The sequence below is a fragment of the Pseudonocardia sp. C8 genome (genome assembly GCF_014267175.1).
Classification (GTDB): domain Bacteria; phylum Actinomycetota; class Actinomycetes; order Mycobacteriales; family Pseudonocardiaceae; genus Pseudonocardia.
The window spans coordinates 2825372-2848184 of record NZ_JACMTR010000002.1; the positions used below are offsets into that span (position 1 = coordinate 2825372).

25 protein-coding genes are annotated in these 22813 nt (G+C 74.3%); 13 read left to right on the top strand and 12 right to left on the bottom strand.

The window, feature by feature from the left end; genetic code table 11:
* Positions 1-23 precede the first annotated feature (23 nt).
* The 3 genes from H7X46_RS13670 to H7X46_RS13680 form a co-directional block, all read right to left on the bottom strand.
* The gene (locus H7X46_RS13670; RefSeq protein ID WP_186359766.1) at positions 24-998 is read right to left on the bottom strand and encodes an SGNH/GDSL hydrolase family protein; all 975 of its coding nucleotides are present in this window, start codon (positions 996-998) and stop codon (positions 24-26) included.
* A 65-nt stretch (positions 999-1063) separates the two neighbouring features.
* Positions 1064-2383 (bottom strand): adenosylmethionine decarboxylase, encoded by a 1320-nt coding sequence (gene speD / locus H7X46_RS13675; protein WP_370588755.1) that lies wholly within the window; start codon positions 2381-2383, stop codon positions 1064-1066.
* Positions 2384-2447: 64 nt separating this feature from the next.
* On the bottom strand, positions 2448-3581 hold the full coding sequence (locus H7X46_RS13680; protein WP_370588756.1) for a type III PLP-dependent enzyme: 1134 nt from the start codon (positions 3579-3581) through the stop codon (positions 2448-2450).
* A gap of 44 nt (positions 3582-3625) precedes the next feature.
* Between H7X46_RS13680 and H7X46_RS13685 the strand changes: the two genes are divergently transcribed.
* Positions 3626-4093, top strand: coding sequence for a pyridoxamine 5'-phosphate oxidase family protein (locus H7X46_RS13685; protein WP_370588757.1), 468 nt, complete (start codon positions 3626-3628; stop codon positions 4091-4093).
* A gap of 23 nt (positions 4094-4116) precedes the next feature.
* On the opposite strand, the gene H7X46_RS13690 is transcribed toward H7X46_RS13685, so the two are convergent.
* Together H7X46_RS13690 and H7X46_RS13695 are read right to left on the bottom strand one after the other, a co-directional pair.
* Positions 4117-5166: an acyl-CoA dehydrogenase family protein gene (locus tag H7X46_RS13690; RefSeq protein ID WP_186359767.1), complete on the bottom strand. Its 1050-nt coding sequence runs from the start codon at positions 5164-5166 to the stop codon at positions 4117-4119.
* The gene (locus H7X46_RS13695; RefSeq protein WP_186359768.1) at positions 5166-6332 is read right to left on the bottom strand and encodes an acyl-CoA dehydrogenase family protein; all 1167 of its coding nucleotides are present in this window, start codon (positions 6330-6332) and stop codon (positions 5166-5168) included. Before H7X46_RS13695 ends, H7X46_RS13690 begins: the two co-directional genes overlap by 1 nt.
* An 84-nt stretch (positions 6333-6416) precedes the next feature.
* On the opposite strand from H7X46_RS13695, the gene H7X46_RS13700 reads away from it, so the two are divergent.
* Positions 6417-7889, top strand: a complete 1473-nt coding sequence (locus H7X46_RS13700; protein ID WP_186359769.1) for an NAD-dependent succinate-semialdehyde dehydrogenase — start codon at positions 6417-6419, stop codon at positions 7887-7889.
* A gap of 21 nt (positions 7890-7910) precedes the next feature.
* On the opposite strand, the gene H7X46_RS13705 is transcribed toward H7X46_RS13700, so the two are convergent.
* The 5 genes from H7X46_RS13705 to H7X46_RS13725 form a co-directional block, all read right to left on the bottom strand.
* A complete protein-coding gene (locus H7X46_RS13705; RefSeq protein WP_186359770.1) occupies positions 7911-8249 on the bottom strand; it encodes a hypothetical protein in 339 nt (112 codons plus the stop codon).
* On the bottom strand, positions 8246-10216 hold the full coding sequence (locus H7X46_RS13710; RefSeq protein WP_186359771.1) for a hypothetical protein: 1971 nt from the start codon (positions 10214-10216) through the stop codon (positions 8246-8248). The genes H7X46_RS13705 and H7X46_RS13710 overlap by 4 nt, the downstream gene beginning before the upstream one ends.
* Positions 10213-11721: a lipopolysaccharide biosynthesis protein gene (locus tag H7X46_RS13715; RefSeq protein WP_186359772.1), complete on the bottom strand. Its 1509-nt coding sequence runs from the start codon at positions 11719-11721 to the stop codon at positions 10213-10215. The genes H7X46_RS13710 and H7X46_RS13715 overlap by 4 nt, the downstream gene beginning before the upstream one ends.
* A complete protein-coding gene (locus H7X46_RS13720; RefSeq protein ID WP_186359773.1) occupies positions 11718-12095 on the bottom strand; it encodes a hypothetical protein in 378 nt (125 codons plus the stop codon). The genes H7X46_RS13715 and H7X46_RS13720 overlap by 4 nt, the downstream gene beginning before the upstream one ends.
* A 124-nt stretch (positions 12096-12219) precedes the next feature.
* Positions 12220-13107 (bottom strand): glycosyltransferase family 2 protein, encoded by an 888-nt coding sequence (locus H7X46_RS13725; RefSeq protein WP_370588758.1) that lies wholly within the window; start codon positions 13105-13107, stop codon positions 12220-12222.
* Positions 13108-13598: 491 nt separating this feature from the next.
* On the opposite strand from H7X46_RS13725, the gene H7X46_RS13730 reads away from it, so the two are divergent.
* From H7X46_RS13730 to H7X46_RS13775, 11 genes are all read left to right on the top strand, one after another.
* The gene (locus H7X46_RS13730) at positions 13599-14492 is read left to right on the top strand and encodes a glycosyltransferase (protein WP_186359775.1); all 894 of its coding nucleotides are present in this window, start codon (positions 13599-13601) and stop codon (positions 14490-14492) included.
* Between the two features lie 120 nt (positions 14493-14612).
* Positions 14613-15323, top strand: coding sequence for an energy-coupling factor ABC transporter permease (locus tag H7X46_RS13735; RefSeq protein ID WP_186359776.1), 711 nt, complete (start codon positions 14613-14615; stop codon positions 15321-15323).
* A complete protein-coding gene (locus tag H7X46_RS13740; RefSeq protein ID WP_186359777.1) occupies positions 15320-15670 on the top strand; it encodes a PDGLE domain-containing protein in 351 nt (116 codons plus the stop codon). Before H7X46_RS13735 ends, H7X46_RS13740 begins: the two co-directional genes overlap by 4 nt.
* 7 nt (positions 15671-15677) lie before the next feature.
* Positions 15678-16397 (top strand): cobalt ECF transporter T component CbiQ, encoded by a 720-nt coding sequence (gene cbiQ / locus H7X46_RS13745; RefSeq protein ID WP_186359778.1) that lies wholly within the window; start codon positions 15678-15680, stop codon positions 16395-16397.
* Positions 16394-17125 (top strand): energy-coupling factor ABC transporter ATP-binding protein, encoded by a 732-nt coding sequence (locus H7X46_RS13750; RefSeq protein ID WP_370588759.1) that lies wholly within the window; start codon positions 16394-16396, stop codon positions 17123-17125. Before cbiQ ends, H7X46_RS13750 begins: the two co-directional genes overlap by 4 nt.
* Before the next feature lie 124 nt (positions 17126-17249).
* The gene (locus tag H7X46_RS29630; protein WP_255426132.1) at positions 17250-17375 is read left to right on the top strand and encodes a hypothetical protein; all 126 of its coding nucleotides are present in this window, start codon (positions 17250-17252) and stop codon (positions 17373-17375) included.
* Positions 17366-18259 carry a TIGR03560 family F420-dependent LLM class oxidoreductase gene (locus H7X46_RS13755; protein WP_186359780.1) on the top strand — a complete coding sequence of 298 codons (894 nt, stop codon included), beginning with the start codon at positions 17366-17368 and terminating at the stop codon, positions 18257-18259. The genes H7X46_RS29630 and H7X46_RS13755 overlap by 10 nt, the downstream gene beginning before the upstream one ends.
* A gap of 196 nt (positions 18260-18455) precedes the next feature.
* A complete protein-coding gene (locus H7X46_RS13760; protein ID WP_186359781.1) occupies positions 18456-19094 on the top strand; it encodes a dihydrofolate reductase family protein in 639 nt (212 codons plus the stop codon).
* Entirely contained in the window at positions 19091-19708 is a 618-nt protein-coding gene (locus H7X46_RS13765; protein WP_186359782.1) for a dihydrofolate reductase family protein, read from the top strand. The genes H7X46_RS13760 and H7X46_RS13765 overlap by 4 nt, the downstream gene beginning before the upstream one ends.
* Before the next feature lie 20 nt (positions 19709-19728).
* Entirely contained in the window at positions 19729-20292 is a 564-nt protein-coding gene (locus tag H7X46_RS13770; protein WP_186359783.1) for a dihydrofolate reductase family protein, read from the top strand.
* Positions 20293-20336: 44 nt separating this feature from the next.
* On the top strand, positions 20337-20957 hold the full coding sequence (locus tag H7X46_RS13775) for a dihydrofolate reductase family protein (RefSeq protein ID WP_186359784.1): 621 nt from the start codon (positions 20337-20339) through the stop codon (positions 20955-20957).
* A 62-nt stretch (positions 20958-21019) separates the two neighbouring features.
* On the opposite strand, the gene H7X46_RS13780 is transcribed toward H7X46_RS13775, so the two are convergent.
* Both H7X46_RS13780 and H7X46_RS13785 read right to left on the bottom strand, forming a co-directional pair.
* Entirely contained in the window at positions 21020-22249 is a 1230-nt protein-coding gene (locus tag H7X46_RS13780) for an SPFH domain-containing protein (RefSeq protein ID WP_186359785.1), read from the bottom strand.
* Positions 22250-22331: 82 nt separating this feature from the next.
* Positions 22332-22781 (bottom strand): NfeD family protein, encoded by a 450-nt coding sequence (locus tag H7X46_RS13785; protein WP_186359786.1) that lies wholly within the window; start codon positions 22779-22781, stop codon positions 22332-22334.
* Positions 22782-22813: the final 32 nt, after the last annotated feature.

Here is a 22813-nt window from a genome sequence, read left to right on the forward strand (position 1 = left end):
TCACGGGACCGTGGCGGCGCCGGTCAGCCCGCGGCGGCCCGGACCGGCTGCGCCGGCGGCGGCGCGACCGGGATGCCGAGCACGGCGCCGGTGGCCGCCGCCATGGCCCGCATCCCCTGCGCGTTCGGGTGCACCGGCGCGGCCGGCGAGGTCGGGACGAGGCCCTCGACCCACTTCACGCCGGGCAGGGTGCAGATGTCGTGGCCGATGGTGGGGGTGTAGGTGTCGACGAAGTCGACGCCGGCCGCGGCGGCCTGCCCGGCCAGCATGGCGTTGAGCCGCTTCTCGGTCTCGCGCAGGTAGGCGGTGTCCCCCGCGCTGAACGGGGCGACCGGGTAGCAGCCGGGACCCTCGTCCGGGAGGATCGTCGGGTAGCCGACGACCGCGACCCGGGCGGCCGGTGCGCGGTCCCGGATCCCGGACAGGACCGCGGCCACCTTCGGCGCCGTCTCCTCGATCCGCTCGGCCAGCTGATCCTCGCCGTCCGCGGTGTAGAAGTCCTTGCAGGCCGCCCCGAACAGGTTCTGCGACGACCGCCGCGAGCACTCCGCGATGATCTCGCCGAACCCGATGTCGTTGCCGCCGATGGTCACCGTGACCAGCGACTCCGAGCCGTCCAGGGCGTCGAGCTGCGGCGGGTTGGGCCCGAGGTGCACCTGCTGCGGCGCGGTCATGTCCTCGGTGGTCGCGCCGCTGCACGAGACGTCGGTGACCTGCCCGAACCCGGACGAGCGCGCCAGCACCTGCGGGTAGTTGTTCGTCGAGCGCATGCAGCCCGCCGGGCGGCCGGTCTGCACCGGGACCAGCGGGCCCGCCGCGTAGGAGTCGCCGAGCGCGACGTACCGGCCGACCGGTGCGGTGTCGAGGTTCCGCGCCGACGACGTGGTCCCGGTGAACGTCGTCGGCGCCTCCGCCTGCGCGGGGGCGAGGGCACCGGTGCCCGCCGAGGTCAGCAGGGTCATCGTCACCACGGCGAGCCAGCGGGCGGGACTGCGCATGTCCCGCCCAACGATCATCGTCACCCGCGGTTACGCACCGGTCGGCGCGGGGTGACCGCCCGGGCTCAGCCGGTGAGGCGGCGCAGCGCCAGCGGGGCCACCAGCCGGTGCCGCAGCGACACCTCGTCCCACAGCTCGGGCCGGGCCGGCATCGACGTGAGCCGGGCCGCGGCCGTCGCGCCCGGGTCGTCCATCGGCTCCCGGACGCCGGCCAGGAACGCCCACTCGTGCTCCTCGCAGCCGATGTAGACGCCCCGGCCGCCGGTCTCGCCGAACACCGACGCGAACCGCTGCCAGGCCGACCGCAGCGTGGCGTCCCGCCACACCGCCGGGCTGCCGGCCTGGTACACGAGCACCCCGCCCGGGGTGAGCCGGTCGGCGCAGGCCCGCACGAAGTCCTCCGCGTACAGCCGGTTGATCTGGGCGTCCGGCTCGTCGGGACGCTCGTCGGGCAGGTCGACGATGATCAGGTCCCAGTGCTCGGTGCTGTCGAGGACGAACTGCCGGCCGTCGGCGTAGCGCACCTGCACCGGGCCGTCCCCGCGCTCGGCGGCCGCCAGCGACGCCGGGGTGTAGCCGTAGGGCAGGTACTCGGCGCAGATCCGGACGGCCTCGGTGTCGATGTCGACGTGGTCGACGTGCCGGGCGCCCGCGGCGACGGCCATCTCCGAGGCCACGCCCTCCGAGGAGCCGACGATCAGCACCCGGTCGAGGGTGCGGGCCAGCAGCGCGCCCGGCCACACCAGCGCCTCGTGGTAGGCGAGCTGGGTGTGCTCGGTGGACTGCCGCTCGTCGTCGCAGAACAGGGTCACACCGTGCGCGGTGTCGGCGACGACGACCTTCTGGAACGCGGTGCGGGCCACGTGGTGCACGCGCCCCAGCTCCCAGCGCCGGGTCAGCCCCTCGGAGATCGGCTCGGTGACCGTGCGCGGGGCCCCGCCGCGGTCGACGACCTGCAGCGCGGTGTCGTCGGCCCCCACCCGGCCGGCGAGGTTCCGGACGGCCTCCACCGGGTCGGCGCTGTCCCCGCAGGTGAAGACGTCGACGTGCATGCCACCGTGCTCCGGCCAGGTGTGGATCGACGCGTGCGACTCGGCGAGCACCGCGACGACCGTCGCGCCCTGCGGTTCGAACCGCTCGACGACGGTCTGGCGGACCTGCGCGCCGGCGTCGGTCAGCGCCGCGGCCAGGTGGGCGCGCAGCCCCTCGGCGTCGTCCAGGACCGCCGCGTCGATGCCGCCGAGCTCGGCGAGCACGTGCCGGCCGATCGGCGAGGACGTGCTCGGGAGTGCCGGCGCGCCGGAGCCGGTGAGCGCGACGCCCGGATGGAGCTCGCCGGCCGCAGCGGACGGCACGGTCTGGGTCAGCGAGGTGGAAAGTGACACGTCCGCAGACGGTAACCGTTCGGTGACGGCGCTGTCCCGCGGGCGCCGCCGGTCGTGGCACGCCTCATTCCGCGATGATCACCTGCAGCGGGCCGAACCCGTTGAAGCCCACCGAGGCGTAACTGGAGGTGTAGGCGCCGGTGTGCAGCAGGTCGACGGCGTCGCCCGCGGCCAGGTCGGACGGCAGCGCGACCGGGGTGCGCCGGTAGAGGACGTCGTCGCCGTCGCAGGTGGGCCCGGCGAGCACGACCGGGGCCGGCGGGCCGGTCCGGCCGGGTGCCCGGACCGGGTAGCCGATCGCCTCCCCCTCGGTCTCGGCGAGCCCCTGGTAGCGGCCGACGTCGAGGTAGACCCAGCGGCGGTGGTCGATGCCCGGCCGGCGGGACACCCGCAGCACCGTGGCCCGCAGGACGCCGGCCGGGCCGGCCAGCGCGCGGCCGGGCTCGAGCAGCAGCTCGGCGCCGTCGACGTGCCCGGCCCGCACGGCCGCGGCGACGGCGCCGCGCACGGCCGCGGCGAACACCTCCGGTCCCGCGACGGCGGACCGGTAGGCCACCGGCCAGCCCCCGCCGAGGTCCAGCTCGGGCCGGGCCAGGCCCGCGCCGCCGGCCACCTCCAGCGCGACGGCGACGGCCGCGGCGTAGGTCTCCGGGCGGGTCTGCTGCGACCCGGCGTGGAAGGTGACCCCCGCCGGCTGCAGGCCCCGGGCCCGCGCCCGGCGCAGCAGCGCCCCGGCGTGCGCCGGCAGCGCCCCGAACTTGCCGTGGAACGGGGTCGCCGAGCCGGTGTCGTCGACCGACAGCCGGACCTGCACCCGGGCGCCGGGTGCCTCGGCGGCCAGCGCGTCGACGTCCTCGGCGCTGTCGGTGACGAACCGGCGGACCCCGTCGGCCGCCGCCCGCGCCGCCGCCCCCGGCCCGCGCACCGGGTTGCCGTGCTGCAGCGACGCCGGGTCCGCGCCGGCCGCCAGGCACAGCGCGATCTCCTGCTGGGAGGCGACGTCGAACCCGGCGCCGCACTCCACCAGCGCCCGTAGCACCGCCGGCTCCGGGCAGGCCTTGACCGCGTACAGGATCCGGGCGTCGCCGAACGCCGCGCCCAGCTCGCGGTGGCGTTCCCGCACGACCTCCGGGTCCAGCGCGAGGAAAGGCGTCGGGTGGTCCTGGGCGAGCACCTTCTCCAGTCCGGGTGAGAGCACGCCGGAGATGCTCCCCCGCCGCCCGGGCGATCTACCGTGTGGGGGTGACCGCACCGCACCCGCAACGCCGCGCCCGCAGGATCGCCATGACGCCGGAGGAGGTCACCGCCTTCCTCGACGCCGAGCGCACCTGCCGGGTCGCGACCGTCGGCCCGCACGGCCCGCACGTGACCCCGCTCTGGTACGTCTGGGACGGCGCGGCGCTCTGGCTCACCTCGCTGTCCCGGTCCCAGCGCTGGGCCGACCTGGCACGCGACCCGCGGGTCGCCGTGGTCGTCGACGCCGGGCACGACTACGGCGAGCTGCGCGGCGTCGAGCTGCGCGGCGCGGTCGAGGTGGTCGGCGAGGTGCCCCGCACCGGGGAGCCGCACGCCGAGCTGGAGCGCGTCGAGCAGGCCTTCGCCGACCGCTACACCGGCGGCCAGGTCGTGATCGACGGCCGGCACGGCTGGCTGCGGCTGCGCCCGGAGAAGATCACCAGCTGGGACTTCCGGAAGCTTCCCCGCAGCTGATCACCCTCGGCTGATCACCACGGTCAGGGCCGGCCGGTCACCAGCGGCCAGAGGCCGTCCGCGCCGGCGTCGAGGGCCAGCGCCCCGACCCGGTCGTTCCAGTGGGCTTCGTTGCCGTCCTCGTCGCGCCAGGCCCACAGCCGGGTGGTGACCAGCCGCAGGTCGTGCTCGCGGGTGAAGCCGATCGCGCCGTGCACCTGGTGGGCGATCCGGGCCACCACCGTGGCCGCCTCCCCGCACCGGGCCTTGGCCGCGGCGACGGCGAACAGCGTCTCCGGGGCGGCGAACCCGGCGGCCTGCGCGGTCCGGGCCGCCGCGGCGGAGGCGGCCGCCGCGGCCGCGACCTCCGCTCCGGCCTCGGCCAGCATCTGCTGCACGGCCTGGAACTTCCCGATCGGGCGGCCGAACTGTCGCCGCTCGCCGGCGTAGCCGATCGAGCGGGCCAGCGCCCCGCGGGCCGCCCCGGCCAGCAGCAGCGCCCGGGCCAGTGCGGCCCGCAGCGCGAGCTCGGCACCGGCACCGGCCGGAGCGGTGCCGGTCGCGAGCGGGGCCGTGCCGGAGAAGGCCAGGGTGTCCCGCGGTTCCTCGGCCAGGTTGGCGCCCTCGGTGACCGCGGCGGTGGCCGGGTCGAGCACGAGCACCCGGTCGGCGTCGAGGACGACGACGGCCGCCAGCGACCGCCCCCACGGCACCCGGGGCAGCGTCCCCGACACGGCGGGGCCGTCGCTGGTCAGCACCCCGCCGGGTGTCCCGGGCGACGGGTCGCCACCCGGGACGCGGGTCGCCACGGCGGTGAGCGGCCCGTCCGGCACCTCGAGGCCCGCGGCCCGGGCGAGCCACCCGCCGAGCAGGTCGGTCTCGGCCAGCGGCACCCGGGCCGCCCAGGCGCCCGCCGCCTCCAGCAGCACGGCCGCGTCGTCGAGGGTCCCGCCGGTGTCCGGCGCGGTGAGCGTGGTCAGCCCGGCGTCGGCGCAGGCCTGCCAGGCGGCCGGGTCGAGCCCGGTGGCGTCCTTCTCGTAGGAGTCCGCGAAGATCGACTCCGCGAGGCGGGCCAGGTCGGTGTTGCGGGTCATCAGCGCAGTCCCATCCCCCGCGCGACGATGCCGCGCAGGACCTCGTTCGTGCCGCCGCGCAGCGTGAAACCGGGTGCGTGCAGGACGGAGTCGGCCAGCAGGCGGGCGAACCCGCCCTCCGCGCCGGGGTCCGGTGGCACCGCGCACAGCAACCGGGCCGCGTCGATGATCTCGTTCTCGTAGCGGGTGCCGAGGTCCTTGACCAGGGCGGCGGCCAGTTCCGGGGCCGCGCCGGACTCCAGCGCGCCGGCGACCGCGAGCGACATGTTCCGCAGCGTCCACACCCGCGTGACCAGCGCGCCGATCCGCCGCCGGGTGCCGGCGTCCACGCCGTCCTGCGCGGTCAGCTCGCCGACCAGCGCGGCCAGCAGCGGGTAGGTCGACAGGAACCGTTCCGGGCCGGACCGCTCGAACGCCAGCTCCCCGGTGACCTGGGCCCAGCCGTGCCCGATCTCGCCGAACACCCGCGAGTCGGGGATGAACACCCGGTCGAACCGCACCTCGTTGAAGTGGTGCGCCCCGGTGAGCAGCGGGATCGGCCGGATCTCGATGCCCGGCCGGTCGAGCTCGACGAGCAGCTGGGACAGCCCCGCGTGCCGGTTCGCCTCGTCCGGCGGGGAGGTCCGCACCAGTGCGAAGAACGCGTGCGCGCGGTGCGCCCCGGACGTCCACACCTTGGTGCCGGTCAGCTCCCAGCCGCCGTCGACCCGCTCGGCCCGGGTCCGCACCGACGCCAGGTCCGAGCCGGAGTCCGGTTCGGACATCCCGATGCCGAAGTAGATCTCGCCGCGGGCGATGCCGGGCAGGAACGCCGTGCGCTGCTCCTCGGTGCCGAACCGCAGCAGCGACGGCCCGATCTGCCGGTCGGCGATCCAGTGCGCCGCCACCGGCGCCCCGGCCGCCAGGAGCTCCTCGGTCACCACGTACCGCTCCAGGGCGGAGCGCCCGTGCCCGCCGTACTCGACCGGGATCGTCATGCCCAGCCAGCCGCGTTCGCCGAGCCGCCGGGAGAACCCGGGGTCCCAGCCGGACAGCCACACGTCGGCGCGGGGTGTCCACGCCCCGGCCGCCCGCTCGGCGTCCAGGAAGGACCGCACCTCGGCCCGCAGCTCCGCCAGGTGCGCGGGCAGCTCGACGGGGTCGGGGACGAGTTCGGGGAGTCTCATCGGCGTCACCACCCCGCCATCATGACCCGCCGGGGGCCGCCGCGACGATGCCTACCCGGGGACTCGCCGGGGTACGTTGCGGCCATGACCACGAATGCTGACGAGCGCAGGGTCCTGGAGGCCGTCCCGACCGGGCTGTTCATCGGCGGGACGTGGCGACCGGCGGAGGGCGGCGCGACCGCGAAGGTGGAGGACCCGGCCACCGGCGAGATCCTGACCGAGGTCGCCGACGCCTCCCCGCAGGACGGGATGGACGCCCTCGCCGCGGCGCACGCGGCGCAGCCGGAGATCGCCGCGCTGCCGCCGCGGACCCGCAGCGAGATCCTCTACCGGGCCTACCAGCTGCTGCACGAGCGGGCCGACGACCTCGCGCTGCTGATGACCCTGGAGATGGGCAAGCCGGTCGCCGAGGCCAAGGGCGAGGTCGTCTACGCCAGCGAGTTCCTCCGCTGGTTCGCCGAGGAGGCGGTCCGGATCGACGGCGGCTACCAGGTCGCCCCGAACGGCCAGACCCGCTTCCTCACGATCCGCCAGCCGGTCGGCGTGTGCGTGTTCGTGACCCCGTGGAACTTCCCCCTCGCCATGGGCACCCGCAAGATCGCGCCCGCGGTCGCGGCCGGCTGCGCCTCGGTGATCAAGCCGGCGCAGCAGACCCCGCTGACGATGCTGGCCTTCGCCCAGGTCCTCGCGGACGCCGGGCTGCCCGGCGGCGCGCTGAACGTGATCACCGCGACCGACGCGGGCGGCGTCATGGAGCCGGTCATCCGGGACGGCCGGGCCCGCAAGATCTCGTTCACCGGGTCCACCCCGGTCGGCCGGAAGCTCCTGGAGCAGGCCGCGGACAAGGTCCTGCGGAGCTCGCTGGAGCTGGGCGGGAACGCGTCGTTCCTGGTGCTCGACGACGCCGACGTCGACGCCGCGGTCGAGGGTGCCATGGTCGCCAAGATGCGCAACATGGGCGAGGCCTGCACGGCCGCGAACCGGTTCTACGTCCAGCGCGGCGTCGCCGAGGAGTTCACCTCCCGGCTCGCCGAGCGGATGGGGTCCCTGAAGGTGGGCCGCGGCACCGAGGAGGGCGTCAACGTCGGCCCGCTGATCGACGCCAAGGGCCGGGACAAGGTCACCGACCTGGTCGCCGACGCCGTCGCCAACGGGGCGAGCGTGGCCCTCGGCGGCCGCGCGCAGGACGGGCCCGGCTACTTCTACCCGCCGACCGTGCTCACCGACGTCCCGGCGAACTCGCGGCTCAACCACGAGGAGATCTTCGGGCCGGTCGCGCCGATCACCGTCGTCGACACCGCCGACGACGCGCTCGCCGCGGCCAACGCCACCGAGTACGGGCTGGTCAACTACGTCTACACCCGCGACCTGAACCGGGCGCTGCACATCGCCGAGAACCTGGAGAGCGGCATGATCGGGCTCAACACCGGCCTGGTGTCGAACCCGGCCGCCCCGTTCGGCGGGGTGAAGCAGTCCGGCCTGGGCCGCGAGGGCGGCACGGTCGGGATCGACGAGTTCCTCGAGACCAAGTACGTGGCGATCGGCTACGCCGGCTGACCGCGGGCCCTCGGTTCGCCGTCAGTTCGCCGGCGGTGCCGGCGCGGGCCCGGCGGGGCCCGGCGGGGCCGGTTCGACCGGGCGCTGGCCGGGCTGCTGCCCGCCGGTCGGCGCCTGGTCGGACGGCGCGGTCACCGCCGCGTTCCCGTTGGCCAGCAGGTCGACCAGCTGGGCACCGCCGTTGAGCGTCAGCATCACCGCGAGCAGCGCGACCGAGGCGACCACCGCGGCGGTGAGGCCGCGCTGCGCCGAACCGGCGGTCGTCAGCCGCCCCCGGTTGGTCTCGACCACCCAGGCGCGGGCACCGAACAGGGCCAGCACCAGCGCGAAGGCGACCCAGGTCAGGGCGAACCCGTTCACGACGTGCCTCCGTCCTCGGCCGGGGGCTCCACCGCCGGGGGCGTCACGTCCGGCGGCGGGACCACCGGGGTCGCCACCGGCTCGTTGCGGACAAGGACGGCGTTGAAGCCGTTCTCGTAGGTCGCCCGGTAGTCGCCGGACGCGATGAGCTGCTGGCGGATCGCCAGCGTCCAGCCCGGCTGCTCGCCGTTCAGCACGACACCCTGCTTCTCGATCGACTTGTAGAACAGCAGCGTCTGCGGCTCGACGTAGTCGATGCACCGGAACGGGTCGCTGGCGAGGATGCCGCAGCCCTGCCCGCCGGAGGCCATGTTGTTGTGCTGGCCCACGCCCTCCAGCGCGTACGGGCCGACGGTGGCCAGCGGCTGGACCGTCGCGCCCGGCGGGGCCTGGTCGTAGGCCTGCCGGGTCATCTGGACGTCCTCGGTGGTGACGTCGAGGTAGGCGTCGTTCCCGCCCCGGATGAGGATGAGCAGCGGGAACAGCAGCAGCATGCCGGCCGCCAGCAGGCGTTCCCGCTTGCGGTCCACCCGGACGAACGCGCGCAGCGCGTCCACCGCGAGGATCGTCAGCACCGGCAGGCCGAACAGGATCACGCGGAGCAGCAGCTCGCCGCCGTAGCTCTGGACCACGGCCATCCCCATCGGGATGCCGGCCAGCGCGATCGGGACAAGGTCGCGGCGCCGCTTCCAGTACACCCAGGCCCCGGCGATGGCCAGCAGCCAGGTCAGCCCGGGCATGACCACGCGCAGCAGCTTCACGACGAGCTGGCCGGTGTCACCCTGGAGGCGTTCGAAGAAACCGGCCTGGATGGCGCCGTCGTCGCCGGGGCTGCCCGTGATCATCGTGATCTGGGTCATCCAGAAGTCCTGGGCGGCGATCAGCACGTACACCGTGACCGCGAGCGTCGCCACGACCACCAGGCCGCGCCCGCGGAACCGGCCGACGATCGCCAGCACGACGAGCTGGCCGATGATCGCGAACGGGGTCAGCTGGTGGGTCGGGGCCAGCGCGACCAGGCACAGCGCCGCGCAGAAGTAGATCAGCAGCAGCTGGCGGGCCGGCAGCGTCGGCAGGTTCGGCGGGGTCATCGCGTGCACCAGCCAGCGCCGCCAGCGCGGCAGCGGCGGGGCGCCCCGGTGCGGCCGCGGCCAGCCCGGCACGCCGGCGTTGTCGACCCGGCGGGTGGCCAGCGGCCCCAGCGCGAACGTCAGCACGGTGAGCAGCAGCACGATCGCGGTCGCCTGCGGCGAGAAGTAGTCCTGCTCGATCCAGTTCAGGCCGACGAACAGCCAGGCCGCCACCCACGGGGCGCGGGTGCCGCCCAGCATCGAGCGGGCCAGCGCGTACACCCCGATGGCCCACACCGCGACGACGGCGGGCGGGTACCAGCGCAGGATCGTGTCCAGCTGGTCGGCCCCGGCGGCATCCCGGAACCAGGCCCACTGCGCGAAGAACGCCGGCCAGTAGAACCTGGCGTCGACGCCGGTGGGCGGCACGCCGTTGCCGGCGACCGCGTCCACGAAGCCGGAGATCAGCCAGGCGGTGGTGAACCGGGCCTGCGGCTGCACCACCGAGGGCATGCCCGTGGTGCACAGGATCAGCACGGTGGTCGCGGCGCCGAGCATCGGGATCCGCGGGCGCGGCGACCACAGCTCCACCACGCAGCAGGCGACGGCCAGCGCGACCGCGACCCAGGCGAGCGGGCTCAGCGCGGGCGCGAGGCCCCAGCCGCCCATGTCGGACAGGTCGGAGGTCGCGGCCGCCAGCGGCAGCACCGCGACCGCGAGCGCGGCCAGCGCCGGGGCGCCCCACACCCACAGCGGGGACAGCCGGTCGGCCGTGCCGGGCATCGGGGGCGGCGGCGGGAGCGGCGCGTCCGGCGCGGGCGGCGGGACGAACTGCGTCCGCTCGCTCGGGCTCGCCTCGACCCGGGTGGTCTGCTCACCCGGCCGTACCTCCGTCACGACTTCACCTCCGAGGTGTTCCGGCGGTTCCACGCCGGGAGATACCGCAGGGCCAGCGCGCAGAGCAGCTGCGCCCCGACGTAGCCGAGGACGAGCGGCATCATCATCATGCTGACCGACGTGCTCCCCAGCGCGGGCAGCGGGACCAGCCAGGCGAAGAGCACGACCAGCCCGGTGTTCGCCAGCTGGATCTTCGCGTAGCCCATCCCGTCGCCGTCGGCCTGGCGGCGGGCCAGCTCGAACACGACGATCAGGCGGAACAGCAGCCCGACCATCAGGACCGCCAGCGCGGGGGCGCCGGCGGCGTAGCCCTCACCGAGCAGCGACAGCACCGGGTAGCCCAGCAGGGCGCCGAGCCCGAGCAGCGGCACGAACAGCAGCAGCATCCGCCGCCGCGCGAGCCGGGCCAGCTCCTCGGCGCGGTGCGGTTCCCGGGCCGTCTGCACGGCCAGCGAGTTCGTGAAGAACGTCGCGGCCATGTCGACGACGGTCACCGCCTGCCAGCAGATGAAGAAGACCGCGCCGACCTCGTTGCCCATCCGCAGGTTCGCGAACAGCGGCACCTGGTTGTAGAGCAGCGCGTTGCCGGCCTGGGCGAGCGCGGTCGGCGCGAGGAACGCGGCGGCCTCCGCGCGGGTGGGGACGACGCCCTCGCCGCCGCGGGCGGCGAAGCGCCGCGTCATGTACCAGAGCATCGCGGTGCCCGCGGCGACCCACAGCACGACCGGGATCGCCCAGGACAGCACCAGCGCCTCGGAGGCCAGCGCACCGCCGAGGGCCAGCAGCAGCACGATCCGGACGACGGCGAACGTCCCGTTGCGCCACACCGCCACCCACGGCCGCCCGATGGCGACCATGACGAAGTCGTGCACCACGAACACGCCCCAGCCGGCGCAGGTCAGCACCAGCACGAGCAGCCCGAGGCCGAACGAGCGGCCGCCGCCCGCGGTCTCGGCGATGCTCGGGACGAGCACGCCGTAGACCAGGCCCACCAGCCCGGCCAGCGGCATGATCAGCAGCAGCGAGGCGAAGACCAGCCGGACCGACTTCCGCCCCGCGCCGGGCAGCCAGCGCATGAGGCCGACGCCGAGGTTCAGCTGGGCGATCCCGCCGATCAGCATGAACGCCGACTGGAACTCCGAGGCCCGGCCGACCTCGGCCTGCGGCATGAGCCGGGCCGCGATCAGGACCCCGAGCAGGCCGGCCACCGAGCCGAACGCCGAGCACAGCGACAGGGCGAGGCCGTCGCCGATCCCGCCGTTGCGGCCGTGGCCGGGCGGCGGGTTCTCCCCGGACGGGGGGTTCTCCCCCGGGCCGCGCAGGCCGACCGCCGGCAGGTACTCGGTGCGCTGCTCGGCGAGCTCCCGGGAGCGGGCCCGGGCCCGGGCGGCCTCCAGCCGCTGGGTGGGTGCCTCCGGGTCGGCGGCCGGCGGCGGGACGGGAGCGGGGCCGGGACCGGGGTCGCCCGCGTCACGCGGGGTGTGCGCCGACCCGACCGGCCTCACTGTGCGACCACCGCATGCCGTAGCAGGAACGGCACGCTCAGCAGGGTGACGAGGAACAGGGCCACGCTCGGGTACCAGAGCCCGAGGCTGACCATGAGCTGGGCGCCGATCAGCGTCACGGCGGTGCCGACGCCGAGGGTCAGCAGCCACACGTGCGCGGCGGGCGCCCGGCGCAGGAACCCGGCCGCGGCCCAGCCCGGTCCGAGCAGCAGGAACCCGATCGTCACCAGGAGCCGGAACTCGCCGAGCGCGCCGCCGCTGACATTCGCCAGGTTGAGCACGCAGGCGACGACACCGGCCAGCACGAGCAGGATCGCCACGTAGCGACGCGCGGTCCTCGCCCGGGTCAGCTCTGCTGCGGACGGCACGCTCACCGTGGCACTCCCCTTCCTCCGATCACCGGCGCCCGTCCGATCGGACGGGCGCCGGTGGTGTCTCGTTGCGCCGAGCGCGTCACCGGCCGCCGGGTCGCGGCGCCGGTACGGCCCGGGGCACGTGTCAGGATGCCTCTTCGCCCCAGGCGTACCGCACGCGGGACCGGTCGGACCGTACACCGAGGTGCGGCGGCAGGGTCGCGGCCTCCACGCCCACCGGCTGCGGGGCGGGCCGCGGCCGCTCCGGCGGCGCGACGGGCGGGGCGCTCGCGACGACGGGCGGTGCCGCGGCCGGTGCGTGGTCGTCCCGGCCGGCCCGGCGCCGCTCGGCGGCCAGGGTGCGCAGCACGCGGGTGCCGTCGGCGAAGGTCCGCAGGTTGGTCTCGCCGAACATGCGCTCGCGCTCCACCGAGGGGACCTCGGTGATGGTGAGCCCGGCGGCGGCGACCCGGCAGTTCAGCACGGTCTCGATCTCGAACCCGTCGCCCCAGTACATCCCGTCGTCCGGGTGCGGGGGCAGGTCGACCGGCGGCAGGTCCAGCAGCGGCAGGATGTCCGCCCAGAACGCGTTGTAGCCGTAGCACAGGTCGGTGTAGCGGGTGCCGAACAGCGTGTTCGCGACCAGGTTCAGCCCGGCGTTGCCGCTCTTGCGCAGCAGCGTGATGTCCTCGCTGCCGCCCCCCTTGGTGAAGCGGCTGCCCTTGGCGAAGTCGGCGCCGTCGACCAGCGCCTGCACGAACCGCGGGATCTCCTGCGGGTCGGCCGAGCCGTCGGCGTCGAACATCACCAGCACGTCGCCGGTGGCGGCGGCGAACCCGCAGGCCATCGCGTTGCCCTTGCCCTTGCGGGTCTGACGCACGATCCGCACGTCCGGGAGCACGCGCCGGGCGGTCTCGACGGTGCCGTCGGTCGAGTTGCCGTCGACGACGAGCACCTCGTGGACGGCCGGTCGCACGGCGGCCACGGCCGGTAGGACGACCTCGAGGTTGCGTGCTTCGTTACGCGTCGGCACGATCACCGACACTCTCGGTTGACGCGGACGGTGCGGTCCGTGGTCAGGGCGCTGGTTCACCGGTCTCTCCCCCGAATCGATCGGTCTGGCGCGCGCGGTTGGCGAGCAGCGTGCGTGTGGCGGCGTCGAAGCCCCCGGTCGTGCAACCCCCCAGATGAGGGGTCATACGGCTTATCTCCGGTGTCGGAGCTCGCGTTACGTGACCCGCACCGCACGGATGTCACCCGGCCGGTTCACCCGTGCGGATGACGGCGGCCGTCCTCGGCGCCCGGACCACGCGGACACTGGACCGCATACTACGGACGGTGCGCGGCACGGCCGGTGCGGGACCGCCCGAACGGCGGCAGGAGGCAGGGCCGATGCGACGAATTCCCGACGAGCGGCGAGCCGATCACGACGAACGGAGGGTCGGCCGGTCGACCTTCGTCGCAGGCCGGCCGCCCGGTACCGTGAGCCGGCGCCCGCCCGTTCCCGATCCCGCGAGGTACCCGATGAGGCCCGGCGGCTTCCTGCCCAGCGTGTCCGTCTGCATCCCGGTCTACAACGGGGAGACCTATCTCGCCGAGACCATCCGCAGCGTCCTGGAGCAGACCTGGTGGGACTTCGAGCTGGTCATCCTGGAGAACAACAGCTCCGACGCGAGTGCCGAGATCGCCGCCTCGTTCCGCGACCCGCGGATCCGGCTGGAGCGCAACCGCGCGACCCTGTCGCAGGGTGACAACTGGAACCGTGCCGTGCAGCTGTGCCGCGCACCGCTGGTCAAGCTGGTGTGCGCCGACGACCTGCTGCACCCCCGCTGCCTGGAGCTGCAGGTCCCGCCGATGCGCGACGACCCGTCGCTGGCGCTGGTCGCCTCCCGCCGGCACATGATCGACGAGCAGAGCCGGGTCCTGGTGCCGCGCCGCGGGCTGGGCGGCGGGCTGGTCGGGCTGCACTCGGGCAGCGAGGTGGCCCGCCGGGTCATCCGCAACGGCGCGAACCCGATCGGCGAGCCGGGCAACGTGCTGTTCCGCCAGGAGCAGTTCGTGACCGCGGGCGGCTGGCGGCCGGATCGCCGGTTCATCATGGACCTCGACCTGTGGATGCGGCTGCTGCAGTACGGCGACTTCCTCGGCCTCCCGGAGACCCTCGCGGCGTTCCGGATCGGTCGCGGCTCGGTGTCGGCGGAGTTCGAGCAGCAGATCTCCGACGAGCAGCAGCTGCTGCTCGACGAGCTCGGCGGGTCGGGCGCCTTCGACGTGCGGCCGCTCGACGTGCGGATCGGCCGGGTCGCCCTGCCGCTCGGCCGCGCCCGCCGCAAGGCGCTGTTCAAGGTCTCCCGCCTCGCCGCCCGCAAGGACGACCGGCTGAAGGCGGAGCAGGACGAGGCCGCCCCTGCCCAGTAGGCACTACCCGGTCCGCCAGGAAGTAGCTGCCACCTCTTTGCCACAGCACCTTCATCGCGTTCAATCGGAGCGACCGGCCGCGACGCGGCCGGCGGCGTGCCGAGCCGACGGAGGGGCGCGATGCAGACCCATGCGGTCGCCATGCACATGAGCGACGGGTTGGTGAACGGATCGACGGCGCTGCTGTTCGCCGCGGTGGCGGTGGTCGCGCTCGCCGTCGCCGTCCGGCGGGCACGGGCCGATCTCGACGACCGCACGGCCCCGATGGCCGGCCTGGTCACGGCGTTCGTGTTCGCCGTCCAGATGATCAACTTTCCGATCCTGCCCGGTGCCAGCGGCCACCTGCTCGGTGGTGCGCTCGTGGCGATCCTGGTGGGGCCGTGGGTCGGGATGATCTCCATCGCGATCGTCCTGGTCGTGCAGGCGCTGCTGTTCGCCGACGGCGGCATCACCGCGCTCGGCCTCAACATCACCAACATGGCCGTGTTCGGCGTGCTGGCCGGGTGGCTGGTGGCCCGCGGGCTGCGCCGGTTCGCCACCCGTTCCCGCGGCGGCCTGGTGGCGGTCGCCTTCGTCTCGGCGCTGGTCAACACGGTCGTCGCCGCGATGGGCTTCGTCGCCGAGTACGCGCTGGGCGGGGCCGGCGGGGCCGGGCTCGGCACCGTGTTCGCCCTGATGGGCGGCCTGCACCTGCTGATCGGCGTCGGCGAGGGTGTGATCACCGCCGCCACCGTCGGCGCGGTGGTCGCCACCCGGCCCGACCTCGTCCACCTGCTGAAGGGGACCGGCACACCGCTGCCCCGCCGCTCCGCCGAGGAGACCGCCCGATGACCGCACCGTCCACGCGCCGGCCGGCGCTGTTCTTCGGCGGCTTCCTGGTCGTGGCGCTGCTGGTCGCCGGCCTGCTGTCCGCACTGGCCTCACCCGAGCCGGACGGGCTGGACTCGGTCGCGCTCCACGGCTGCACGGTCGTCGAGACCCCGGACGGCGCGGAACACCTCGAGGGCACCTGCATCGCGCAGCACGAGGCCGAGCACCCCCTGTCGTCCGGGCCGATGGCCGACTACACCGTCGGCGGGGCCGAGGGCACCACCGGCGTCGCCGGCGTCACCGGGGTGATCGTGACGGTCGTCGTCGCGGGTGGGGTGTTCCTGCTGCTCCGCCGCCGCTCCGGATGACCGCCTGATGGACCTGCGGCTCCCGCCCGAGGTGAAGATCGTCTCGGCGCTCGTGGTCGTGGTGTGCGTGGTCGCCACGCCCCGCGAGGCGTTCGGCGTGTTCGGCGGGTTCGCCCTGCTGCTGGCCGCCGTGTGGGCGGTCGCGCGGATCCGGCCCGGCTGGATCCTGCGGCGGTCGGTGATCGAGCTGCCGTTCGTGGTGCTGGCCGTGCTGCTGCCGCTGACCGGGCCGCCGCCCACCGTCGACGTGCTCGGGTGGACGCTGTCGCAGCCCGGGCTGCTCGGGGCGTGGAACATCCTGGTCAAGGGCACCCTCGGGGTGCTGGTCTCGCTCACCCTCACCGCGACCACACCGGTCCGGGAACTGCTCGTGGGCCTGCAGCGGCTGCGCGCCCCGGAGATCGTCACCACGATCGCCACCCTGATGCTGCGCTACGCCGACGTGATCACCGCCGAGGCCCGGCGGATGCGGCTGTCCCGGATCTCCCGCGGGCACGACCCGCGGTTCCTGTGGCAGGCCGCGGCGACCGCCCGCGGGGTCGGGGCCCTGTTCGTGCGGGCCTACGAGCGCGGCGAGCGGGTGCACCTCGCGATGCTGTCCCGCGGCTGGACCGGAGCGATGCCGCCGTCCGCCGACGACCCGACGACCCCCCGGCAGTGGCTGACCGGGCTGGCCCCGGCGGCCGTCGCGGTGGTGCTCGCCGCATCGGCGTGGATGCCGGCGTGAGCGCCCCGTCGCTGCGGCTGCGCGACCTCGCGTTCGCCTACCCGGACGGCCACCAGGCGCTGCACGGCGTCGACCTCACCGTCGCGGCGGGCGAGCGGGTCGCGCTGCTCGGCCCGAACGGCGCCGGCAAGACCACCCTCGTGCTGCACCTCAACGGGATCCTCACCGGCGAGGGCTCGGTGGAGATCGGCGGCCTTCCGGTGGCGCGGGAGCACCTGCAGGAGATCCGCCGCCGGGTCGGGATCGTCTTCCAGGACCCCGACGACCAGCTGTTCATGCCCACCGTCGGCGAGGACGTCGCGTTCGGGCCGGCCAACTTCGGCCTGCGCGGCGCGGAGCTGCGCGAGCGGGTGCGGCGGGCGCTGCACGCGGTCGGGATGGCCGACCACGCCGACCGCTCCCCGCTGCACCTGTCCGGTGGCCAGCGGCGGCGTGTCGCGCTGGCCACCGTGCTGGCCTGCGACCCGGAGATCCTGGTGCTCGACGAGCCGTCGTCGAACCTCGACCCGGTGGCCCGTCGGGAGCTGGCCGAGGTGCTGCTCGGGCTCGACGTGACGATGCTGATGGTCACCCACGACCTGCCGTACGCCCTGCAGCTGTGCCCGCGCAGCGTCGTCCTGGACGGCGGGGTGGTCGCCGCCGACGGGCCGACCCGCGAGCTGCTCGCCGACGACGAACTCCTGGCCCGGCACCGGCTCGAGCTGCCCTTCGGGTTCGTGCTCGCCTGATCGGCTCCCGGTGCCCCGCCCGTCGCCCCCGGCACGGTCGCCGGCCGCGACAACTTGTACGAGCGGGTACATGGTAGTAGCGTCTCGCAGAACTCGTATGGTCAAGTACGAGCTAGGGGGCACCATGTCCGAGCTGAACCTCCACGTCCCGTTGCGCAGCGAGCACAACGGCGGGCACGTCGTCGGCCCCCCGATCGCGACCGGGACGAGCACCCGCCCGTCCCGCGACGAGGAGTCCTCATGCGACTGAGCATCAGCGTCACGAACTTCTCGTGGCGGGGTGAACCCCTCGCCGGCGGCCTGTCCCGGATAGCCGAGGCCGCCGACCGCGGCGGGCTGCACGGCGTGTGGGTCGCCGACCACCTGTTGCAGGCCGACCCGTACGGCGCCCGGCCCGGGGAGTCCGAGATGCTCGAGGCCTACACCACGCTCGGGTTCCTCGCGGCCCGCACCGAGCGCGTCCGGCTGGGGACGATGGTCTCCGCGGTCACGTTCCGCCCGCCGGCGCTGCTGGTCAAGGCCGTGTCCACACTCGATGTGCTCTCCGGTGGCCGGGCGTTGTTCGGGGTCGGCGCCGGCTACCTGGGCGACGAGGCGACGGCAATGGGTCTGCCGCTGCCTGCGGTCGGCGAGCGGTTCGATCGGCTCGAGGAGACACTGCGCATCGCCCGGCAGATGTGGGCCGGCGACCAGACCCCGTTCGTGGGCACCCACCACCGGCTGGAGCGCCCGGAGCACAGCCCGGCCACGCTCAGCCGGCCGCACCCGCCGATCCTGATCGGCGGCACCGGCGAGCGGCGCACGCTGCCGCTGGTCGCCCGCTACGCCGACGCCTGCAACCTGTTCGACATCCCGGACGGCGGCGCCACGGCACGGCACAAGCTCGCCGTGCTGCAGCGGCTGTGCACCGAGGCCGCCCGACCGTTCGACGCCATCGAGAAGACGATCTCGACGCGGCTCGCGCCCGGCGAGTCCACGACGTCGTTCGTCGAACGCTGCCGGGCCTTCGCCGACCTGGGTATCGATCACGTCTGCGTGATCACCACCGGGCCGTGGACCGAGGACGCCGTGGCCGTGCTGGGCGCGGCCGTACCGGGACTGGCCGGGCTCGAACGCCACGGCCCCGCCGGATGACCACCCGGCGGCAGGCTGCGGATGGCCGGTCGAGCGATGAGTCCCGCGCACGGCGCCGGTCCCCCGACCGACACAGATCGACCGCCCTCGTCCCGAAAGGAGCCCACGCCATGACCGCCACCTTCCTGCCCGCCGATCTCCTGGACGTCGTGACCTCCCCGACCGTGGAGTTCACCGCCGACGGCGCGGGGCAGCCGTGAGCAACACCGTGCTGTCCATGTCGATGTCCGTCGACGGGTTCATCGCCGGCCCCCACGACGGACCGGGCAACGGGCTCGGTGACGGCGGGCACCGGCTGCACGAGTGGTGCATCGGGCCCACCGACACCACGCGTCACGGCGCAGCCGACCGCCTCACCGGGGCGGACCGTCAGGTCATGGACGAGCTCCTGGCCACCGGCGCGGTGCTCGTGGGCCGGCGGACGTTCGAGCTCTCCGGCGGCTGGGGCGGCGACCACCACGACGGCGTCCCGATCGTCGTCGTGAGCCGCCAGGAGCCCGACGCGGCCCTGCGATGGCCGGCGGTGACCTACCTCGGCGACGTGACGTCCGCGGTGCGCGCGGCCAAGGACGCGGCCGCCGGGAAGGACGTGCTCGTCCACGGCGCACTCACCGCCCGGCTTGCGCTGGCCGCGGGCGTGCTCGACGAGCTGCAGATCCACCTGGTCCCGGTGCTGCTCGGGCGGGGCCGCCGGTTGTTCGACGCCATGCCGCCCGACCGCCACGAGCTCGAGCTGGTGCACGCCCTGGACGGGGCGGGCGTGCAGCACCTGCGCTACCGCGTGCGGCCCGCGGGCCGGCCGCTCCACGGATCGGACGACGAGGAAGACCGATGAGTACCGTGTGGATGCACAACGTCGTGTCGGTGGACGGTTTCATCGCCGACCCGGACGACGGGGTCGGTGCCCTGTTCGACTGCTACTCCAACGGCGACGTCGCGATCGTCGAAGGCGGGCAGCTCAAGGTCTCGCAGGTCACGGCCGACTACCTCCGCCCGATCTGGGCGGGCATCGGGTCGATGGTGATCGGGCGGCACCTGTTCGACATGACCAACGGCTGGGAGGGCGCGCCGCCGGCGGGCGAGCACGTGGTGGTCGTGTCGCACCGGCCGAAGCCCGACGGATGGCAGCCACGGGCGACGGTCGAGGGCCCGCACCCGGGACCCGCGGCCTCCTACTACTTCATCGACGACGTGGCACGGGCGGTCGCGAAGGCCAGGGAGCTCGCCGGGGAACGCACCGTGGTCGTGGCAGCCGGCGACGTCGGCGGGCAGGCGTTCGCCCTCGGCCTGGTGGACGAGGTGGCGATGGACGTCGCACCGGTGGTCCTCGGTTCCGGCAAGCGCTACTTCGGCCCGGTCGACGCCCAGCACCTGCTCGAGGACCCGCACGTCGTCATCCGGGGCGAACGGGTGCTGCACCTGCGCTACCGCGTGCGATCGGCGGCCTGACGGTGGCGATCCGGCTGTACATGACCGTATCCGTGGACGGCTACGTCGCCGGGCCGGCCGACGGCGTCGACGCCCCGATGGGGGCCGGCGGGTTCCGCCTGTTCAACTGGCTCGACCGGCGCCACGAACCCGGACCGGACAACCAGGTGTACACCGAGATGCTGGCCACCCGCGCCGTGATCTCCGGGCGCCGCACCTACGAGCACGCCGGCCGGTGGCACGGCGACCACCACGACGGCGTCCCGGTGTTCGTGCTGACCCACGACGTCCCGGACGACCCGCCGCCGGGTGCCGTCCGCTACGTCACCGACGTGCGCGGCTGCGCCGCGCAGGCCCGCGCCGCGGCCGGCGACGCCGACGTCATGGTGCACGGAGCCGGTGCGGCGCAGGCGCTGCTGCGGGCCGGGGAGCTCGACGAGCTCGAACTGCACCTGGTGCCGGTCCTGCTCGGGCAGGGCAGGCGGCTGTTCGAGCACCTGCCCGCCGAGCACGTCGAGCTCGAGCTGGTCCGCCGGTTGATGTCCGCACCCGAGGTCCCGGATCCCGCGCAGCAGGTCACGCATCTGCGCTACCGGGTCCGGTGACGGCGATCCACGGGGACCCACGACAACGACGAGGAGACAACGCAATGGGTGAGCTGCACGTCAACATGCACACCACGCTCGACGGTGTGATCCAGGCCAACGGTGGCCCGACCGCGCAGGACGGGGATTTCCGGTACGCCGGCTGGCAGTGGCCGTACCTGGACTCCGACTCCGGCGCACAGGTGGATGCGGATGTTCAGGCGTCCGACGCACTGCTGCTGGGGCGCACGACCTACGACATCTTCCGGTCCTACTGGCCGGGCCAGCCCAGCGAGATCGGGCGGGTCTTCGACCGGGTCCCCAAGTACGTCGCCTCCCGCGGGGCGCCCGAGCTGTCCTGGGACACCAGCACGCAGGTGACCGACGTCGCCACCGAGGTTCGGGATCTGCGGGCCCGGCACGAACAGATCCACACCTGGGGCAGCGCGAACCTGCTGCAGACCCTGTTCCGGGAGGGGCTGGTCGACCAGGTCAATCTCTGGGTCTATCCGGTGGTGCTCGGGGAGGGAAACAAGCTGTTCCCGGACGGCACGGCGGCCACCCGGTTCGCGCAGGTCGAGCCGCCGAGGTCGTTCCCGGGAGGCGTGGTGCTGATGCGCTACCGCTGCCTCGAGGGTCCCCCGGAGACGAGGGAGGTGGCCACGGCCACCACCGCGGCGGACTGACCGGCGAGCCTCCCCCGGTCACCCGGACTCCGGGGACCGGGGGAGCCGCCCGGTCTCGGCCGTCAGCCCCGCGGCTCCTGGGCGCCGTTGGGGTGAGCGGCCGGGTCCGGGCCCGGCACCGGGCGCGCGGCCTCCAGCTGCGCCGCGGAGGCGCCGCCACCGTTGCCGGCCGACGGGGTCTGCTCCCCCACCGGCGGCACCTCCTTCTGCGCGGCCGCGGTGGCCTCGGCGACCTGGCGGGCGATCTCCGGGTCGGTGGAGACGTCGAACCAGTCCTCGAGGGACTCGTCGTCCTCGGCCGGCCGGGACACCGTGCCGTCGTCCGGGCTCGGGGTGTAGCGGAACACCCCGTCCTCGCCCGGCGCACCGAGCATCTTCGTGAAGCCCTCGAGGGCCTTGCCGAAGTCCGAGGGCACCACCCACAGCTTGCTGGCCTCGCCCTGCGCCATCTCCGGCAGCGTCTGCAGGTACTCGTAGGCGAGCAGCTCCGGGGTCGGCCGCCCGGCCTTGATCGCGGCGAACTTCTTCTCGATCGCCTTCGCCTCGCCCTGCGCCTCGAGGTACTGGGCGGCCCGGCGGCCCTGCGCCCGCAGGATCTCGGACTGCCGCTCCGCCTCGGCCTCCAGGATCGCGGCCTGCTTGGCGCCCTCGGCGGTGAGGATCTGCGACTGCTTCTGACCCTCGGCGCTGCGGATGGCCGACTCCCGCTGCCCCTCCGCGTTGAGGATCATGGCCCGCTTCTCGCGGTCGGCCTTCATCTGCCGCTCCATCGACTCCTGGATGGACGGCGGCGGGTCGATCGCCTTGATCTCCACCCGTGCGACCCGGATGCCCCAGCGCTCGGTGGCCTCGTCGAGCTCGCCGCGCAGCACCGTGTTGATCCGGTCCCGCGAGGTGAGCGTCTGCTCCAGGGTCATGCCGCCGACCACGTTCCGCAGCGTGGTGGTGGTGATCTGCTCGACGCCCGCGATGTAGTTGGCGATCTCGTAGACCGCCGACTTGGCGTCGTTGACCTTGAAGTAGACGACGGTGTCGATGTTGACGGTCAGGTTGTCCTGGGTGATGACCGGCTGCGGCGGGAACGACACGACCTGCTCGCGCAAATCGACCCGCTCGCGGGTGCGGTCCACGAACGGCACCAGGATGGCCGGGCCGCCCTCCCGGGTGCTGTGGTAGCGGCCGAGCCGCTCGATGATGTACGCCCACTCCTGCGGCACGATCACGATCGACTTGACGACGACCGTGATCACCAGCACCAGCAGGATCACCGTGATGATCAAACCGGAATCCATCCCGGTCCCCCTTCATTGCGCGCCGGTATCCGCCGGCGCTCACGTCCGCCCCGGAGTGCCCGGGGCTGGTCGCCGGCGCCCGTCAGGGCGACGGCAGTTCCCCCCGGCCGGTCACGAGCACGGCCGCCCCGGTGACCTGCAGGACGGTGGCGGTCGAGCCCTCCTCCAGGACCTCGTGGCCGTCCAGCGACCGGGCCGACCAGAGCTCCTTGCCGATCCGCACCTGGCCGCCCGTGCCGTCCACCCGCCGGACGACCTCGGCGGCGGCGCCGACGAACCGGTCCTGGTGGCGCTCCAGCGACCCCATCCGCTCCTGCAGCTTCCGCTTCGCGGCCGGCCGCACGGCCAGCAGCAACAGCACGGACACGACCGCGAACAGCCCCGCGCTCCCGAGCGCGCCGAGCCCGAGCGCGGCGCCGCCGGCCGCGGCGAGCGCGCCACCGCCGAGCATCACGAGGAACAGCTCACCGGAGACGAGCTCGGCCCCGACCAGCGCCACCCCGACGAGCAGCCAGATCAGTGCCGGTGTCATGCCACCAGCCTGCCAGGAACGGACATTCCGCC

Bases quoted from the DNA above. Each gene is read 5' to 3' on its own strand.
- H7X46_RS13780 (WP_186359785.1), bottom strand. From the start codon at position 22,249: ATGGATTCCGGTTTGATCATCACGGTGATCCTGCTGGTGCTGGTGATC.
- H7X46_RS13775 (WP_186359784.1), top strand. From the start codon at position 20,337: ATGGGTGAGCTGCACGTCAACATGCACACCACGCTCGACGGTGTGATC.
- cbiQ (WP_186359778.1), top strand. From the start codon at position 15,678: ATGGACCTGCGGCTCCCGCCCGAGGTGAAGATCGTCTCGGCGCTCGTG.
- H7X46_RS13735 (WP_186359776.1), top strand. From the start codon at position 14,613: ATGCAGACCCATGCGGTCGCCATGCACATGAGCGACGGGTTGGTGAAC.
- H7X46_RS13740 (WP_186359777.1), top strand. From the start codon at position 15,320: ATGACCGCACCGTCCACGCGCCGGCCGGCGCTGTTCTTCGGCGGCTTC.
- H7X46_RS13785 (WP_186359786.1), bottom strand. From the start codon at position 22,781: ATGACACCGGCACTGATCTGGCTGCTCGTCGGGGTGGCGCTGGTCGGG.
- H7X46_RS13690 (WP_186359767.1), bottom strand. From the start codon at position 5,166: ATGACCCGCAACACCGACCTGGCCCGCCTCGCGGAGTCGATCTTCGCG.
- H7X46_RS13695 (WP_186359768.1), bottom strand. From the start codon at position 6,332: ATGAGACTCCCCGAACTCGTCCCCGACCCCGTCGAGCTGCCCGCGCAC.
- H7X46_RS29630 (WP_255426132.1), top strand. From the start codon at position 17,250: ATGTCCGAGCTGAACCTCCACGTCCCGTTGCGCAGCGAGCACAACGGC.
- H7X46_RS13755 (WP_186359780.1), top strand. From the start codon at position 17,366: ATGCGACTGAGCATCAGCGTCACGAACTTCTCGTGGCGGGGTGAACCC.
- H7X46_RS13770 (WP_186359783.1), top strand. From the start codon at position 19,729: ATGACCGTATCCGTGGACGGCTACGTCGCCGGGCCGGCCGACGGCGTC.
- H7X46_RS13730 (WP_186359775.1), top strand. From the start codon at position 13,599: ATGAGGCCCGGCGGCTTCCTGCCCAGCGTGTCCGTCTGCATCCCGGTC.
- H7X46_RS13670 (WP_186359766.1), bottom strand. From the start codon at position 998: ATGCGCAGTCCCGCCCGCTGGCTCGCCGTGGTGACGATGACCCTGCTG.
- H7X46_RS13765 (WP_186359782.1), top strand. From the start codon at position 19,091: ATGAGTACCGTGTGGATGCACAACGTCGTGTCGGTGGACGGTTTCATC.
- H7X46_RS13700 (WP_186359769.1), top strand. From the start codon at position 6,417: ATGACCACGAATGCTGACGAGCGCAGGGTCCTGGAGGCCGTCCCGACC.